This is a genomic window from Sphingomonas sp. Leaf33 (assembly GCF_001421785.1).
Taxonomy (GTDB): Bacteria; Pseudomonadota; Alphaproteobacteria; order Sphingomonadales; family Sphingomonadaceae; genus Sphingomonas.
Map to the genome: position 1 here is coordinate 1,542,813 of NZ_LMLB01000001.1, position 15,924 is coordinate 1,558,736.

General features: G+C 65.3%; 17 protein-coding genes. 9 read left to right on the forward strand and 8 right to left on the reverse strand.

Annotation, left to right across the window (positions count from 1 at the left end; translation table 11 throughout):
* Positions 1 to 283 precede the first annotated feature (283 nt).
* The gene (locus tag ASE86_RS07660) at positions 284 to 766 is read left to right on the forward strand and encodes a YybH family protein (protein WP_082441749.1); all 483 of its coding nucleotides are present in this window, start codon (positions 284 to 286) and stop codon (positions 764 to 766) included.
* An 11-nt stretch (positions 767 to 777) separates the two neighbouring features.
* On the opposite strand, the gene ASE86_RS07665 is transcribed toward ASE86_RS07660, so the two are convergent.
* The 5 genes from ASE86_RS07665 to copC are packed head-to-tail and all read right to left on the reverse strand — an operon-like array spanning position 778 to position 5,349.
* Positions 778 to 1,179, reverse strand: coding sequence for a MerR family DNA-binding protein (locus tag ASE86_RS07665; protein WP_056424200.1), 402 nt, complete (start codon positions 1,177 to 1,179; stop codon positions 778 to 780).
* Positions 1,176 to 3,539, reverse strand: coding sequence for a heavy metal translocating P-type ATPase (locus ASE86_RS07670; protein WP_082441852.1), 2,364 nt, complete (start codon positions 3,537 to 3,539; stop codon positions 1,176 to 1,178). Before ASE86_RS07670 ends, ASE86_RS07665 begins: the two co-directional genes overlap by 4 nt.
* Before the next feature lie 57 nt (positions 3,540 to 3,596).
* Complete coding sequence (locus ASE86_RS16475) at positions 3,597 to 4,076, reverse strand: DUF305 domain-containing protein (protein ID WP_056424202.1); 480 nt, start codon at positions 4,074 to 4,076, stop codon at positions 3,597 to 3,599.
* Positions 4,073 to 4,957, reverse strand: coding sequence for a copper homeostasis membrane protein CopD (gene copD, locus ASE86_RS07680; RefSeq protein ID WP_056424204.1), 885 nt, complete (start codon positions 4,955 to 4,957; stop codon positions 4,073 to 4,075). Before copD ends, ASE86_RS16475 begins: the two co-directional genes overlap by 4 nt.
* A 5-nt stretch (positions 4,958 to 4,962) precedes the next feature.
* Positions 4,963 to 5,349, reverse strand: a complete 387-nt coding sequence (copC, locus tag ASE86_RS07685) for a copper homeostasis periplasmic binding protein CopC (protein ID WP_056424205.1) — start codon at positions 5,347 to 5,349, stop codon at positions 4,963 to 4,965.
* Between the two features lie 118 nt (positions 5,350 to 5,467).
* On the opposite strand from copC, the gene ASE86_RS07690 reads away from it, so the two are divergent.
* From ASE86_RS07690 to ASE86_RS07700, 3 genes are read left to right on the forward strand one after another with little or no spacing between them, the layout of a single operon-like run.
* Positions 5,468 to 5,743, forward strand: coding sequence for a hypothetical protein (locus ASE86_RS07690; protein ID WP_156347065.1), 276 nt, complete (start codon positions 5,468 to 5,470; stop codon positions 5,741 to 5,743).
* The gene (locus ASE86_RS07695) at positions 5,740 to 6,177 is read left to right on the forward strand and encodes a periplasmic heavy metal sensor (protein WP_056424211.1); all 438 of its coding nucleotides are present in this window, start codon (positions 5,740 to 5,742) and stop codon (positions 6,175 to 6,177) included. The genes ASE86_RS07690 and ASE86_RS07695 overlap by 4 nt, the downstream gene beginning before the upstream one ends.
* Positions 6,174 to 6,752 carry an RNA polymerase sigma factor gene (locus ASE86_RS07700; RefSeq protein WP_056424212.1) on the forward strand — a complete coding sequence of 193 codons (579 nt, stop codon included), beginning with the start codon at positions 6,174 to 6,176 and terminating at the stop codon, positions 6,750 to 6,752. Before ASE86_RS07695 ends, ASE86_RS07700 begins: the two co-directional genes overlap by 4 nt.
* Before the next feature lie 95 nt (positions 6,753 to 6,847).
* Here ASE86_RS07700 and ASE86_RS07705 read toward each other — a convergent pair whose 3' ends face one another.
* Together ASE86_RS07705 and ASE86_RS07710 are read right to left on the reverse strand one after the other, a co-directional pair.
* Positions 6,848 to 8,122, reverse strand: coding sequence for a copper resistance protein B (locus ASE86_RS07705; RefSeq protein ID WP_056424214.1), 1,275 nt, complete (start codon positions 8,120 to 8,122; stop codon positions 6,848 to 6,850).
* Entirely contained in the window at positions 8,119 to 10,011 is a 1,893-nt protein-coding gene (locus ASE86_RS07710; RefSeq protein ID WP_056424216.1) for a copper resistance system multicopper oxidase, read from the reverse strand. The genes ASE86_RS07705 and ASE86_RS07710 overlap by 4 nt, the downstream gene beginning before the upstream one ends.
* 348 nt (positions 10,012 to 10,359) lie before the next feature.
* Here ASE86_RS07710 and ASE86_RS07715 point away from each other — a divergent pair, with 348 nt between their 5' ends.
* The 4 genes from ASE86_RS07715 to ASE86_RS07730 all read left to right on the forward strand — a co-directional run bounded on the left by ASE86_RS07715 (position 10,360) and on the right by ASE86_RS07730 (position 14,102).
* Entirely contained in the window at positions 10,360 to 11,442 is a 1,083-nt protein-coding gene (locus ASE86_RS07715) for an acyltransferase family protein (protein ID WP_162233320.1), read from the forward strand.
* On the forward strand, positions 11,435 to 13,123 hold the full coding sequence (locus tag ASE86_RS07720) for a sulfatase-like hydrolase/transferase (RefSeq protein ID WP_056424220.1): 1,689 nt from the start codon (positions 11,435 to 11,437) through the stop codon (positions 13,121 to 13,123). The genes ASE86_RS07715 and ASE86_RS07720 overlap by 8 nt, the downstream gene beginning before the upstream one ends.
* A 126-nt stretch (positions 13,124 to 13,249) precedes the next feature.
* Positions 13,250 to 13,609, forward strand: coding sequence for a DUF305 domain-containing protein (locus tag ASE86_RS07725; RefSeq protein WP_056426835.1), 360 nt, complete (start codon positions 13,250 to 13,252; stop codon positions 13,607 to 13,609).
* An 85-nt stretch (positions 13,610 to 13,694) separates the two neighbouring features.
* Positions 13,695 to 14,102 carry a DUF411 domain-containing protein gene (locus ASE86_RS07730; RefSeq protein ID WP_082441854.1) on the forward strand — a complete coding sequence of 136 codons (408 nt, stop codon included), beginning with the start codon at positions 13,695 to 13,697 and terminating at the stop codon, positions 14,100 to 14,102.
* Between the two features lie 40 nt (positions 14,103 to 14,142).
* Here ASE86_RS07730 and ASE86_RS07735 read toward each other — a convergent pair whose 3' ends face one another.
* Positions 14,143 to 14,370, reverse strand: coding sequence for a hypothetical protein (locus tag ASE86_RS07735; RefSeq protein ID WP_056424224.1), 228 nt, complete (start codon positions 14,368 to 14,370; stop codon positions 14,143 to 14,145).
* Positions 14,371 to 14,909: 539 nt separating this feature from the next.
* Between ASE86_RS07735 and ASE86_RS07745 the strand changes: the two genes are divergently transcribed.
* Positions 14,910 to 15,924 (forward strand): hypothetical protein (locus ASE86_RS07745; protein WP_162233321.1); only part of this gene is annotated, 1,015 nt, incomplete at its 3' end.

Below are 15,924 nucleotides of genomic sequence, written 5' to 3' on the forward strand. Positions count from 1 at the left end.
AAGCCTCGGCGTTGTGGCAGTGTTGCTCCCCGCCACGATTCTGGGGCTTGGGATCGGCCCGGCGGTCCTAGCACATGAAGGATCGACACTCGTGGTTGTCTTCAACGCCCTGCGGCTGTTGGCGTTCGAGGATGTTTCGATGAAACCAGCTTGAAACGCTCACCGCTGGCGTGTGGGATGAGATGTTGCGCCGAAGGCGTAACTGACCATCAGTAAGTGAAGACTGAGAAAACGCTGATCCAACGCGGCGCACCGCTAGGTCGCCAATCTACAGAGAGAAAATATGAGCTTCCACGGAAAGACCGCAGCCTTTGCCTTAGCCACCATTGTTGCGACGGGCACGGCATATGCCCAGTCCAGGAATGTAAGTCCGGCGCCGACGGCGGCATCGCCTGCCACCAACAAGGCCGCGGCCGTTGTCGATTCTTTTCACCGATCGCTGCAGCAAGGGGACCTAGTGGCGGCGGCGGCCTTTCTGAGTCCCGACGTGATTATCTTCGAAAGCGGAAGCGTCGAGCGCAATCGCGCGGAATATGTCTCGCACCACCTTCCCGCTGACGCGGCCTTCGCCAAGGTCACGACCCGCAAGGTGACGGCGCAGTCGGCGAACCTCGTCGGCAACTTCGCCTGGATCGCAACGGAGTCGCGGACGCGGGGTACTTTCAAAGGGAAGGCGATCGACAGTGGATCAACGGAGACGATGGTCCTGCGTGCCGAAGGCGGGACGTGGAAGATCGTCCACATCCATTGGTCGTCGGGCAAATAACGGGGCCGAAGCTACGATATGGCAGCACGACCCTCGAGATCGTCAATGATGGGACATTCGGGGCTGTCGTCACCGTGGCAGCGCGCTGCCAAGTCGAGCAGCGCGCGTCGCATGCCCTCGAGCGCAATGGCCTTGCGGCCCAGTTCCTCGGCCCGCGCGGTCGCGAGCGCCTTCACGTCACCGCTCGCGCGGGCATCGTCGCCCCATAGCCCCAGCAAGGTCCGGATCTCCTCGATGGGAAAGCCAAGGTCGCGTGCATTCGCGATGAACTTCAGGCGGTGGACATCGGCGTCCGCATAATCACGATATCCGCTGTCCCGTCGCGGCGGCGACGGGACGAGGCCGATCTTCTCGTAGTGGCGGATCATCCGTTGAGACACGCTGCTGGCTTCGGACGCTGGTCCGATCTTCACAACTTGACCCGATTGAGTCGAAGCGCGTTCGCTACGACCGTGAACGACGACAGCGCCATCGCGGCACCGGCGAACATCGGTGACATCAGGATGCCGAACGGCGGATAGAGCACGCCCGCGGCGATCGGCACGCCGACGCCGTTGAACAGGAAGGAGAAGAACAGGTTCTGTCGGATGTTCCGCATCGTCGCCTCCGCCAGCCTCCGCGCCCGCACAATCGCGGTGAGATCGCCGCGCGTCAACGTCATGCCGGCGCTCTCGATCGCCACGTCGGTACCGGTGCCCATAGCCAGGCCGACGTCTGCGGCGGCCAGCGCCGGTGCGTCGTTGATCCCGTCGCCTGCCATCGCGACCTTGCCGCCCGCCGCCTTCAGTTCGCCCACGATTCGGGCCTTGTCCTCGGGCTTGAGACCGGCCCGCACGTCATCCAATCCGCCGACCTGACGCGCGACGGCGTCCGCCGTGGCCTGGTTGTCTCCGGTGAGCATGATCACCCGCAGACCTGCGGCCCTCAGCTCGGCGATGGCTTGCTGCGCATTCGCACGAACCGGATCGGCGACCGCGAGCAGGCCGGCTGGTCTTCCGTCGATCGCGACCAGCATCACGCCAGCGCCCGTCGTACGATGCGGCTCGGCGAGTGTCTCCAGTTCGGCCGGGTCGGCGCCGATCCGAACAAGCTGCGGCGCGTTGCCGATGACGACGATCCGACCACCGACGCTTGCGCTCACCCCAAGACCGGTCTGGCTCTCGAAGTTCTCGACCTTGCCGAGCGTGAGGCCGCGCTCCCTGGCGGCCGTGACCACCGCGTGGGCGAGCGGATGCTCCGATTGCATCTCGACTGCCGCCGCTAGCGCCAGCATCTCGTCCTCGTCGAACCCAGGGAGAGCTTGGCTCGCGATCAGCTTCGGCTTGCCCACGGTGATGGTGCCGGTCTTGTCGATAACCAGCGTGTCGACCTTCTCGAACGCCTGAAGGGCTTCGGCGTTCTTGACGAGAACACCGGCATGGGCGCCACGGCCGGTGCCGACCATTATCGACATCGGCGTCGCCAGGCCGAGCGCACATGGACAGGCGATGATCAGCACGGCGATGGCGTTCAGCAGCGCGTGGCCGAAGCGCGGCTCCGGACCGACGAAGTTCCAGACGACGAATGCTGCGAGCGCGATCGCCACGACCAGCGGCACGAACCAGCCGGAGATACGATCGGCGACCGCCTGGATAGGCGCGCGGCTGCGTTGCGCGTCGGCGACCATGCGGACGATCCGCGCGAGCATCGTATCGGCGCCGACCGCGCGGGCCTCCATCACCATGCTGCCGGTGCCGTTGACCGTTCCTCCGGTGACGGGATCGTCGATCGTCTTCTGCACTGGCACTGGTTCGCCGGTCAGCATCGACTCGTCGACCGACGAGCGGCCCTCGGTCACGATCCCATCGACCGGAATCGCGTCGCCGGGGCGAATGCGAAGCCGATTACCCGCAGCCACGTCTGCGAGCGATATCTCCTCCTCCGATCCATCATCGGCGACCCGCCGCGCCGTCTTGGGCGCCAGATCCATCAGCGCCCGGATCGCCCGGCCCGTTGCCGCGCGAGCGCGCAGTTCGAGCACCTGACCCAACAGCACCAGCGTCACCACGACGCCCGCCGCCTCGTAATACACCGGCACCATCCCGCCGTGCATGCGGAAGGTCGGGGGGAAGAGCCCCGGCGCGAGCGTTGCCACCAAGCTGTAAAGAAACGCAGCGCCGACGCCGATAGCGATCAGCGTGAACATGTTCAGGTGGCGGGTCCGGATCGACGTCCAACCCCGCTCGAAGAAGGGCTTGCCGGCCCAGAGGACGATGGGCGCCGTTAGCGCGAGCTGTACCCACGGAGACGCCGCCGGACTGACGAAGTCCATCCCGAGCATCTCGGCGACCATCGACACGATCAGCAGTGGCACCGTCAGCACGCCCGCGACCCAGAACCGACGGGTGAAGTCGACGAGCTCGGGGTTGGGGCCGTCGTCGAGCGACGGTTCCTCAGGCTCGAGCGCCATGCCGCAGAGCGGGCAAGTGCCTGCACCGACCTGCCGGATCTCGGGATGCATTGGGCAGGTCCAGATCGCGCCGGGCGCGGCCTGCGGCTCCGGTCGCGGCGCATCGCCGAGATATCCCGCCGGGTTGGCTACGAACTTCGTGCGGCAGCCTGCGCTGCAGAAGTGATATTCGTTGCCTTCGTGCGATGCGTGGTGAGCCGTTGTCGCAGGGTCGACGGTCATGCCGCAGACCGGATCGGTGACCGACGCCGCCGAGGGGCTGGCACCCTTCTTGGTCGAGCAGCAATCGTGCTTCTTGTGGGCAGCGTGGTCAACGGTGGTCATCGAGTCGTCCTCCATGACCGCTCAATAGTGTCTGACATCATGTCAGGGTCAAGCGGGTTATTTCCTGGCTGCGAGCCACGCGTCGATCTGGGCGATTTCGGCGCGTTGATCGCCGATGATCTTCTGCGCCAGCGCGCGGGCCGTCGCGTCCTTGCCATGACGTAGCTCGACTTCGGCCATTGCGATCGCGGAACCGTGATGCACCTTCATCTGGCGCATGAAGTCTGCGTCCGCGTCGCCCGTGTACTCAGGCATGTTCGCCATCATGTCGCTCATCGACTTCTTGTAACCCTGCGTCGCTGGCGGATCGTTGGCGTCGGCCTTCATGCCCATCGACATCATGTCGTTGCCGGGCATCGTGTCGTTGCCGGGCATCGGCATCACGGCATTGTCGCCGCCTGCCTGCTCAGTGGCGCCTGAGCATCCGGCGACGGTCAATGCGGCCGCAAGAAGGGGTAGGGTCAACTTTCGGTTCGTGGTCATGACTTTCTCCAGAAGCTCATCAACGCCGGGCGTCGGCGATCGGGTGCCGTTCATTCCATCGGGGACAAGGTGCCGAGGACGGCAACGACTGCCAGCACAGCGATTGCCAATGTCGTCTCAGTCGAGATCGCCAGCCGAAGGCGGCGCAGCGCGATCGCATGCTCTCCGTCCGTCAAAGAACTCCTGAGCTGTGGAACGAGGAACCACCGGTTAGCTGCTGCCAGGCCGAGCATAGCAACGAACGGCAATAGCTTGACCACGAGCAGGCGGCCATAGTCCGTGAAGACCGACGCCCAGATCCCGTTGACCCCCACTATCGCGATCAGGTTTATTATCCCGGTTATTACGATCGCGCCGACGAGGACCGTCCCGACCGTCGAAAAGCGTTCAAGCGCGGCCACTGCGCGATCTGGCGACCCTGGCACCTGGAAATCGGCGAGCAGGATCCGCGCGAACATGACCAACGCGGCGATCCAGACCGCGCCCGCCATCAGATGGCCGATGTCGCTCGAGCGATGAAGCCATCCAAGCGCAGACTCGGACGCTCCCGCATGGCCGGTCCAGGCAAGTGAACCCAACGCCACGATCGCCAAGGCCGCCATGACCGGCCGGCCTGCACGGCCCGTGGCGCAAATCACCGTCAGCAGGGCGAGCGTTGCCACTCGGAGGATGTGCGAGATGCCCATCGGCGTCTCGAACGCCATGAATGAGAGCATCTCGCCGTCGAGCGCCGCCATGTCGTTGCCCGTCATGGCCAAGCAGGTCGCGCCGAACTGAGCGACGGTGATGATGACGCCGATCGCCGATAATGCGGTGGGTACCCGCCCGCTGATAGGGGGGGCGTGGCGACCCAGCCCACCGCCCAGAGCGAGCCCAGCCAGCAACATCAGGTCGACATAGGCGACGAAACGCAGCCCGACCGCGACCCAATCCATCACGATCAGCGGACGTTGAAGCTATGCTTACCGGTGATGCGATGCGTATCGGCGCCGACAATGACCCAGTCGGCGCGGTAGCTCCCGGCCGGCAGCGCCTTAGCAGAGGTCAGCACAATCGATTTGCCGTCAGCAGCGACGGCGCTCGTGACGCCTGTCATCTTCATGTCGGGATGATTCTTCATGCTGGGCATGCCGGTCATGATCAGCGTCGCGTTGGACAGCTTCGGCATGACCCGCTCGCTGAAGGTCAGCTTGACGGTCGTCGTGCGCGAGACGGTCGCGTTAGCCGCCGGTGTGGCGGTCACCAGCTTCGGGTGCGCAAGCGCGGCAGTCGACATCGTGGCAATAGCGACGGTGGCCAGCGCCAGCGACTTCAGATTGAATTTCATGTCGGTCTCCTGTGGTACTTGCCAACTATACGCACGTCGTCGGCGCATCCCTCAATCAAAGGGTAAGGGTTTAGCGAATGCGGCGCGTACTATCGGCACGGGGGTGGAGGAAAAACTGATGAGCGTACACATCGACGACGCGCTGGCCCGCTTGTCAGCAAGCGACGAACACCCCGGCCTCGCTGGACTTGAGGACCGGGTTCTGAGCGCCATTGGCCGCGAGGCGACCAGGACGATCGGCGCCCGGGCGACGCTGGGGGCGGCCGCATTCGCCCTGCTGCTGGGCGGCGTCAGCAACGTCGTACCGACCGCGGATGCGCAAGCCGCAGCGATCATCTCGCCCTTCGGTGCATCGAGCCCGCTGGCACCGTCGACGCTGTTGATCGGCCGATGACGATGAAGCGCCTCGCTATCGTCGCCATCATCGCCTTCGTTGCCGCGATCGCCGGCGTTCTGATCGGTCGACAGCTCGTGCAATCGCCGCATCCACCGGGCGCGGAGCTCCATGCCGTCCTCCACGGACAGCTGTCGCTAGACGCAACCCAGAACCGTCAGCTTCATGCGCTGGAGGAGAGCTTCGCGGTTCGGCGTCAGGCGCTCGAGCTCGAGCTCCGCGCGCACAACGCCCGCCTGGCCGAAGCGATCGCGGCTGAACATGGTAACGGCCGACTGGTCGCGGCTGCGGTCGACGGGTCGCACGCGACCATGGGCCGGCTTCAGAAGGAGACGCTGGGTCACATCTTCGCGATGCGGCGGATCCTGCGTCCGGACCAGGCGGCCAAGTTCGACCAGGCCGTGACGAAAGCGCTCACCGAAGACGCGCGGTGACACCCGGACTCGTCGATCGGACGGACGGCGAACTCGCAGCGCTCGCCATCGCAGGGCAGGAGGACGCCTTCGCGGTGATCATGCAGCGCCACAAGGGGCAGCTGCACCGTCTCGCGGCTCGGATGATTGGGGATGAGGACGAGGCGCTCGACCTGGTGCAGGAGACCTTCGTGTCCGCCCATCAGGCGCTCAAGCGGTTTGATCCCGAGCGACCGATGCGTGCATGGCTGGCACGCATCACGATCAACAAATGTCGCGACTGGCGTCGGCGTCGCGCGGTACGCCGGCTGATATCGTTCATCCTACCGATCGAACATGCGGTCGACGCGCCCGATCACGCACCGATGGCGGACGCCGTCGCCGCCGACCGCGAAGAAATGCTTCGGGTGTCCAACGCGATCGCGTTGCTACCGATCAACCTTCGCGAGACCCTGGTTTTGCGAACGATCGATGGCCTGACGCAAGCTGAAACGGCGGACGTGCTTGGCGTGACCGAAAAAACGGTCGAGACCAGGCTGTATCGAGCCCGTGCCCGCCTGGCCGAACTCACCGACCGTACGCGCGGGTCGGCGTAACCCGTAACGCGCGGACACGTCGTTCAAGTGGCACGCTCGCACGTCGCCGAACGCCCGCTGCCATGCTCTGCGAACTCACCATGCCGACCCGTGCACTAGAACCAGGTCCTAACGCCTAGGACCAAGCTCACCCCGCCGACGTCCTCACTGTCCGCACGGGCGAAACGCGCACTGTCGCCGAGCTTACGGTCGTAGGAAACGCCGACGTACGGGGCGAATTCACGCTTGAACTCGTAACGTAGCCGAAGGCCCAGCTCGACGTCGGACAAGCCCGAGCCAATGCCGTTCTCCGGCACGTCCTGGGCAGCCAGGTTGAACTCGACGCGCGGCTGCAGGATCAGTCGCTGAGTGATCCGCTGGTCGTACGAGCCCTCGAGCCGCCCGAGCACGTCGCCCTTGTCCGAAAGGAACACAGCACCCTCGACGTCGAACCAATATGGCGCCAGCCCCTCGAATCCGAGGGTGGCATAGGTGCGGGACGGGTTGGGCTTGAAGTCGTATCGCACGCCTGCCTGAAAATTGAAGTACGGGCCGATCGTACGGCTGTAGAGCGCCTGCACTTCCGCATCCTCGACGCCGTCGCCGAAGCCACCTTCACCCTCGGACTTGATCACCAACCGGTCGAGATCGCCGCCGAACCAGGCTTCGCCATCCCAGCGGAAACCATCCCGGCCATCCCTGACCTGATATTCGGCGAGGTTCACCATGACCTGCGAGAAGGTGCCACCACCATGTTCATTGCGCAGGTCGCGCCGCGACCCGATCATGGCGTCGCGGCCCCAGATCCGGTCAGCGTATGATGGCTCAGGTGCCGCCGGAGCCGGGGCGTTTCCTGCGGCGAGCGCGGTGCCACCAACTCGCTGGGCTGGCGGTGCGGACGCTGGAGCCGTCGCGCCCGACATGACGTGGCCGGCATGCGGGTCGGCCGATGCCGGGGGAGCGGCAGCTGGCGCCGACGGCGTACAGTGGCCCATCGCAGCATGTTCTGGCGGGCAGTTGGGGTCCGTGGCCGGCGCGACGGCGGCCGGTTTGGCGTCAGCGCGGTCCGGCGTGGGCGGCGCAGGTCGTGGAACTGCTGGTGTCGAAGGGGTGCAATGCCCCATCGCCGCGTGCTCCGGCGGGCAGTTCGGGTCCGAAGCGGAGGGGGTGGCTTGACGAGCCCGCGCCGCTCGCGGCGTCGCCGGCCTGGGGGCAGCCTTCTCTGCCGGCTTGGCGACAGGTTGCCGCTTCGCGGCGGGCTTCGCCTTAGGCGGGGTCGCCTTGGCGGGCATCTTCATGCCGGGCATCATCGAATGGTCCATCGTCTGCGCGACGACGGGCGTCGCCGACGCCAGCGCCGAAGTCGCGGCGAGAAGCAGCAGCGTCTTCATGCGCCTTCTCCCCCGCGTGGTCGGACAGTCACAACCTGCATCATCCCCGCATGCATGTGGTAGAGCATGTGACAGTGGAACGCCCAGTCGCCGACCGCATCCGTGGTGACATCGAAGGTAACGGTGCCGCCCGGCTGGACGTTCACCGTGTGCTTGCGCGGCGCATATTCGCCGTGACCAGTGACGAGCTCAAAGAAGTGACCGTGCAAGTGGATGGGATGACCCATCATCGTGTCGTTGACGAGGGTCACGCGGACCCGCTCGTCCTTCAGGAACGGGATTGGCTCTTTGACCTCGTTGAGCTTCTCGCCGTCGAAGGCCCACATGTATCGTTCCATGTTGCCGGTCAGATGGATCTGCATCGCACGGTCCGGTGCGCGGACGTCGGGATTGCGCTCGACCGCGATCAGGTCACGATAGACCAGCACCTTGTGGCCGACATCCGCCAGACCCTGGCCGGGCTCGCCGGTGCGGTCCATCGGCATGGGCGAGATCGTCTGGACCGTCGGCGTCTTCTTGACCCCTGGGGCGTTCGAGAAGTCGCGCATCGAATGGTTCATCCCGCCCGAGCCGTGATCCATCCCGGCCATCGCGCCCGACGCCGCCGCCGGTGCGCCGTGTCCCATCGCGGCGTGGTCCACCGCGCCCGCTGATGGCGGGGCGGCGGGTGTGCAGTGGCCCATGGCGGCATGTTCGGGAGGACAGGCGGCTGCGGCCGCCGCCGGAGCACCCCCCGCGCCATGATCCATGCCAGCCATTCCGCCCATGGCCATGTCGCCCATGCCCATGTCCTTCATCGTTGCGAGCGGACGCTTACGCAGCGGCGGGACCTCGGCGGCCATGCCGGCACGCGGGGCGAGCGTGGCCCGCGCCATACCCGAGCGGTCGACGCTTTCGCCAACCAGCGTGTAGGCGCGGTCGTCGCTTGTCTCGACGATCACGTCGTAGGTTTCGGCGACGCCGATCTGGAACTCGTCGACCGTCACGGGCCGGACATTCAGTCCGTCCGATTGCACGACCGTCAGCTTCAGGCCCGGGATGCGGACGTTGAAGGTCGTCATCGCCGAGGCGTTGATCACGCGTAGCCGCACCCGCTCGCCCGGCGTGAACAGCGCCGTCCAGTTGTCGCGGGGGCCGTGGCCGTTCACGAGATAGGTGTAGGTCGATCCGGTCACGTCCGCGACGTCGGTCGGATCCATTCGCATCGCGCCCCATTCGCGCCGCTCCTTCGGCGTCTGTCCTTCGCCACGAAGCTGATCTGCGAGCGTCTGCTTCTGATAGTTGAAGTAGCCGCCCTGCTGCTTCAGCTTCTTGAAGATGATGTGGGGGTGCATCGCGCTGTGATCCGACAGGACGATCACATGCTCGCGGTTCGACTGGATCGGGTCCGGGCCGGCCGGATCGATGACGATCGGGCCATAGTGGCCGAGCTGTTCCTGCAGCCCGGAATGGCTGTGGTACCAATAGGTCCCAGCCTGCACGATCGGGAACTCGTAAGTGAAGGTCGACCGGGGCTTGATGCCGGGAAAACTGACGCCGGGCACACCGTCGAACTGAAACGGCACCAGCAATCCGTGCCAGTGAATCGAGCTGTCCTCGTCGAGGTCGTTGGTCACCGCGAGGCGAACCATCGTACCCTGCTTCAGCCGGATCAGTGGAGCCGGTACCGTGCCGTTGATGCCGATCGCATGGCTTTCACGCCCGTCGATCGTCATCATCTGGTGTGCGATGCGCAGCGCGATGTCCGTCCCCGACACGATCGGGAGCGGCGTCGTGATACCCGACGACACGGGCTGCGCCCACGCCGGGAACCACGGTGCGAGTGCCAGGCTTCCGCCGGTAAGAGTGGCGGCGCGCATCAGTTGGCGGCGGTCGATAAGCTGTTTCATCGTGATCCTGTCGGGGCGCCCATGGCTCTTGATATGGGATACGCACCCATTCGGAACATCCCTCGCCGAAGTCACGCCGCGACCGACGATTTGTCATCAAACCGGGAACAGTCATCGCGGATAGGATGGCTGACGCGCGGGCGAAATTTTCAGCCTTGGGGTCGCGTCGGTTCCAGCCGTCGGCCTCGGCCGGCCCCATCGACGCGCCGATCCGAGGGATGGAGCGAAACGCCGCGTAATCGAGAAATGACAGGTGAAAACGGGGGAAGGCCGGGGGTGACGGCATCATACGCCGGTGGGCGCAGTCCCGAGCCGCGCGGCGGGGTCTCGAACGACGCTTATGCGTACATGGACGCCTGCCGGTTCGTCCTCGCGGTCGTGGTCGCGTTCGGTCACGCCTGGGCGTTGCTCATTCGCGACTATCAGCCGACGACCGACGTCGCGATCCAAGGGTTCTACTTCATGGCCGGCTTCGCCCATTCGGGTGTCGTGCTGTTCTTCGTCCTGAGCGGGTATTGGATCACCAGGAGCGTGGTCGGGCGAGCGGACCGCGGCTGGAGATGGGCCCCGTACCTCGTCGACCGGTTGAGCCGGCTGATGGTCGTACTGATTCCGACGCTGATCCTAGGTGGCGCGTTGGACGCCGTGGCGGTTGCCGTGCTGGACTCGCCCACGCATCGCGGCATCACCGACACGTTCGTCCTTCGCGCCGACGTCTGGGCTAACCTCGCGCCTTGGGTCATCGCGGGAAATCTGGCCTTCCTGCAGGACATTCTGGTGCCCCCGCTTGGTTCGAACGGCCCGTTGTGGAGCCTGGCCTACGAATTCTGGTACTACATCTGGTTTCCGGCAGCGCTGCTCACGTTTCGCCGACGCGTGCCATCGGCGGCCCTTGCGGCGTTTGCGCTCGCCTGGTTCGTTCCGGCCCTAGCGCTCGGCTTCGTCTCATGGCTCTGCGGCTCGGCGGTCTTCTATGCGGAAAGACATCTTGGCCGGTCAGGTCGGCAACCGAGCCTCAGGAAACGCTTCGTCGCGCTTTCACTCGCAGCGCTGACAGCCGTCCTGCTATGGGGGCGAACAGGAGACTATCCGCTGGAGGATCCGCTGCTGGCGATGTCCTTCGCCCTATTCCTGCTCGCGCTGCTACTTCGCAATCCGCGGGCCGCGCCCGGTGTTGCGCCCTTCGCCCGTTATGGTGCTCGTGCGAGCTTCTCGCTCTACGCGATTCACTTCCCTGTGATGGCGTTCGCGGCCGGCGCGCTGATCGGTCCCGCGCGGCTAGCGCCCGACGCCAAGGGCCTGACACTTGTAGCGCTCACGCTCACCGCGACCATCGGGGTGGCGTGGGTGTTCGCAGGCCTGACCGAAGCGAGAACCAGCCGCGTCCGCGCATGGGCCACGGCCAAAGTCGGAAAGGCTCGCCATGGATAGCCCGTCGCCCGGCTCGACCGACACCGAACTTTGGTGGCGTCGTCCGGTGAAGGACGTTCTCATCGTCGCCTCGCTCGCCGCAGGTTGGCGATCAGTCGTAGATCGCCTTGCGTCACTCGACGCGCCGTCGGCGCTGATCAGCTACTTGGTCCTGCTTCTCGTCCTGATCGCCGCGCTGCTTCTTGCAGCCCGGATCTCGAACACAGCGATCCGCGTCCTGATCGCTGCCGTACTCTCCCCGTCGACGATCGTTCTCGAGTCCGCGCGCCTGATCACGGGCGAGGCGCTCGCCTATGACAGCTTCATCAACCTCGTGAACTCGGTCGCCTTCGCCACCGACGCGTTTGAGCAGCACGGACTGGCGATCGCCCAAGCGGTCGTCATCGGCCTCGTCCTGTTCGCCGGGCTTGCGCTACCACCCGTGGACGCGTCGGAATCCCGGCTGGTCCAGGTTGCATGCACGGCGTCGCCGTTCGTCGCGCTTGCAGGTCTCGTCGGCATTCTGGCGATGCGGGGCGGCGAGGGCGCGACCGGCCTCCCGGCGGCGTACGTACCGCTCGCCTATTCGAGTCTGTACACGTACGAGATCGCCACAAGCAGCGTCGGACCGCGGGCGGAAGTGACCTTCGCGCCACCTCGCCACCGCCGTCGACACGACGTCATCCTGATCATCGACGAAAGCGTCGCGGCCAATTATCTCGATGTGAATTCGCCCTCCGGGGTCAGATCGGGCCTCGCGACACCTCGGCTAGGCATGTCGATCCACAACTTCGGGATCGCCGCCGCCGTCACCAACTGCAGCATCGGCTCGAACCTGACGTTGCGCCATGGCGGAACCCGGAACGACTATCGGCGGATCAACGCCACGATGCCCTCAATCTGGCGCTACGCGCAGGTCGCCGGGATGCGGACCATCTACATCGATGCCCAGCGAACCGGTGGTGGGCTGCAGAACCTGATGTCAGCGGAGGAACGTCGACAGATCGATCGCTTCGTACAATTCGACGACGTAGCGGTCGTGAACCGCGACATGGCCGCCGCTGACCAAATCCTGTCGGCCCTTCGAAACGACACCGCCGACTTCGTATTGGTCAACAAGGTCGGTGCGCATTTCCCGGTGCACGACAAATATCCCGATGCCTTCCTGCAATACCGGCCAGCGCTTCCGCGCGGTAAATATGCCGACGTCGCCGACACGGGCGATCGTCTCGGCTTCGGCGGGAGCCCCGAAGACTGGGCCAAGTACAGAAACAGTTATCGAAACTCGCTACTTTGGTCGGTCGGCGCTTTCTTCGACCGGTTACTCGGCAGTGCCGATCTGCGGAACGCAACGATCGTCTACACGTCGGATCACGGTCAGGATCTGCACGAAAACGGCGGAACCGGAAACGACACGCACTGCAGCGCCAATCCTATCCCCGCCGAAGGCCAGGTGCCGCTCGTGGTGATCGATGGCGCGGCGAGGTCGACGCATTGGACGGCGGGACGCGCAGCCAACTTCGATCGGGTCAGCCACTACCAGATCTTTCCAACGCTCCTTGGCTTGATGGGGTACGGTCGTGACGAGGTCACTGAAATCTATGGTGCCGATCTGACGCGCAACGCTTTCGACGATTCGTCGTTCAACGCGCGGTTCAATGCTAGGCTTGGCCGCGAGCCGCGATGGGTGTCCGTACGCTGATCACAGCAGCGTCGGGAGTCGACCTCGGCCTAGTCTCGCGGGCTATCGCAGACGCGGAAAATCGACGCCGAGATGAGGGCTGTGTGGCTCCGGTGCGTATATGGCCAATCAACAGAGGAGCTCGACATGCGGAACGCAACGATACTTGCCGTCTTGGCACTGATCGCCACCCCGGCCGCCGCCCAGCAGGCGGCCCATCAGGGCATGAACCACTCGATGCAGCCAACCGCGGCCAACCCCTACGGACCGGCCGAGATGAAGATGCACGAACGGATGATGGGCGCGACCGGCGCCGACGCGTCGGAGACATGGGTGCGCAAAATGATCGAGCACCACCGTGGTGCCATCGACATGTCGCGGACCGCGATCGCAAGGGCCAGGGATCCGATGGTGAAGCGGATGGCGCAGAAGGGCGCGATGATGCAGGAAAAGGAAATTGGCGAATTGCAGGCCTGGCTCCGTCGTAACGGCAAGCGCGCCCAGTAAGGGTGCCGCCCGCCCGGACGACGTGACAAGGGATAGCAAGGAGGATCGAATGGTTCGGAAAACTCGCGGCCTCGTGGCGGCCTTAATGACCCTGGTTCCGTCGTCCGCGCTGCTTGCGGCTGACATCGCGGTGCACCGGGACCCCGGGTGCGGATGCTGCACCAAATGGGCCGAGCAGGTGAAGGCGCAGTTCGGTCGAAAGGTCCGCATTATCGATGACGCCAACAGACAGGTCTTCGCGCGTCAGCGCGGCGTGCCCGCGGATCTCGCCTCCTGCCACACGGCGGTGATCGACGGCATGTCCTTCGAAGGCCACGTCCCGATCGCCGACATGAAGCGAGCGCTGGCGCAGCGACCGAAGGGCGTATCCGGCTTGGCGGTTGCCGGAATGCCGTTGGGCTCGCCCGGGATGGAAATACCCGGGATCAAGTCTCAACGCTATGACGTTGTCGCATTCGGGCCGTCAGGGCGCCGGGTGTTCGCCCGCCACTAACCCTGAACGACGGGGGGCACGCGCCCCCCGTCTCCTGATGCTACTTATTGCCCATCTTGGACATGTCATGAGCGGCATGCGGATCCGAAGCGTCTCTGCCAGTCGCCTCCTTCTTCATGTCGTCGCAGCAGCACTTGCCGCCCTTGTCCTTGCAGCAGTCAGCATCGTCCTTGCAGCACGCCATGCCGGTGCAACACCCTGCAGCCGCGATGGCGACGCTCGGGATCGAGAGGGCGATCGCCACGGCGATGATCTTGAACTTGGTCATGTTATTGAACTCGAGTTGATGTCGTAGATCGGTCCAGCGCGATCACGATCGTGGAGGTGGCGGCGCCGGGCCGCCGGACAGGCCTGCCAGCGAGCGCGTCGCAGCAGCGGTGAGTTCGACCGGGTCGCTGAACTCGACCGGCCCCGCCGCAGGCAACCTGACCGGAAGCGTTATGCAGCCTGTCGCGCAGGAAGAAGCCGTCGAGTGCTTCGGCGCCGCGGGCGCCCCATGGCAGTCACCCATCGCCGTCTGGCCGGCCATGACCGGCGGGGCGGCAGACGCAGCGTCACACAGCGGACCTATGTGCACGAGCAGCATAAGCGCCAGCAGCGCGTAGGCCAGCGACCGCATCGAAGGTCGGGGGATGCTGCCGATCATCATCGAGCCAGGACTTACGACAGCACGGGCGGGCGCGCAATCCGAGCAGGACTGGTGGCGTCGGCGGTCTGCCGCCGCAGCGCGGCTTCCGGGTCATCGCTGACCAACGAATGCGTCTGCGTAAGCCGCCCCGAAACAATCACATCATCAGGAGAACCACCATGAGTTTCGATCCATCATCGGTCGACCTTTCAGATGTCGAGCCAGCACTTCAGGAGGAAGTGCTTCGGCGGATCACGATCATCGAGAACTTCATCCGCTCAAAGGGCGTGCAGGCCCGGAAGGATGCCGTGAAGGCCCTCGGGCTCGGCCCACACATGCTCTATCTGCTGACCAAGGCATGGCAGGCCCGCCACCGCGCCGAGGACATCACGCTACGCGCAACCAAGCGGGCGAAGCCCACGACGATGGACCCGGCGATCATCGAGATCATCCGGCGCGAGACCGACGTGCGGCCCAGCGCCCGCAAGACCGACATCTTCCAGCGCGTCTCCGCTGCGGCCGTCGCGGCCGGCCTCACGCCCCCGCGCTACCCGACCGTGAACCGATACGTGCGCGAGCGTCTGGCCGAACTCGGACCGGTGGATCTACCCGGCTTCGACCATGACATCATCGTCGACCTCATCGTCTGCGACATGCCCGTCGACGACGGCCGGGGCGGCAGGATCCGGCCGCAGCTCGTCGCGGCCATCGACGGACACAGGAAGGAACTGGTGGCGATGACCGGCACCACCGACGACGTGCACGCGGCCGACGTCGCACGCGCGCTGGCGGAAATCGTCGATGCGGCGGTCGTATCGGTTGCGCTTGGTGGCACGAACGCAGCGGGTGAGCCCGTTCAAGTGTCGGCGTCCATTCCGCACGGGGTCGGGCTGGACTGGGACATGCTGTCGGTGGCGCTGCGCCGGGCGGGCATTGAACTCAATCTACGGCCCATCGGCCTGAAGACCTGCGGACCGATGGCCAGCGCGCTGCTCGGCACCGCGATCGCGGGATACAAACTGCGGCCGAGGCTCGTGGGCAGCTCGCGGAGCAAGCGAACGGCGGGATACCCGCGCCTCACCCCGGCGCCGATGCCCGCCGCAATCCGATTCCTAAGGCATGCGGTCGTCCAGGACCGGCCCGCCGCTACCTCGCCGTTCCTCCCGCTCGGAAGGGACAGGCTTGACCGGCTCC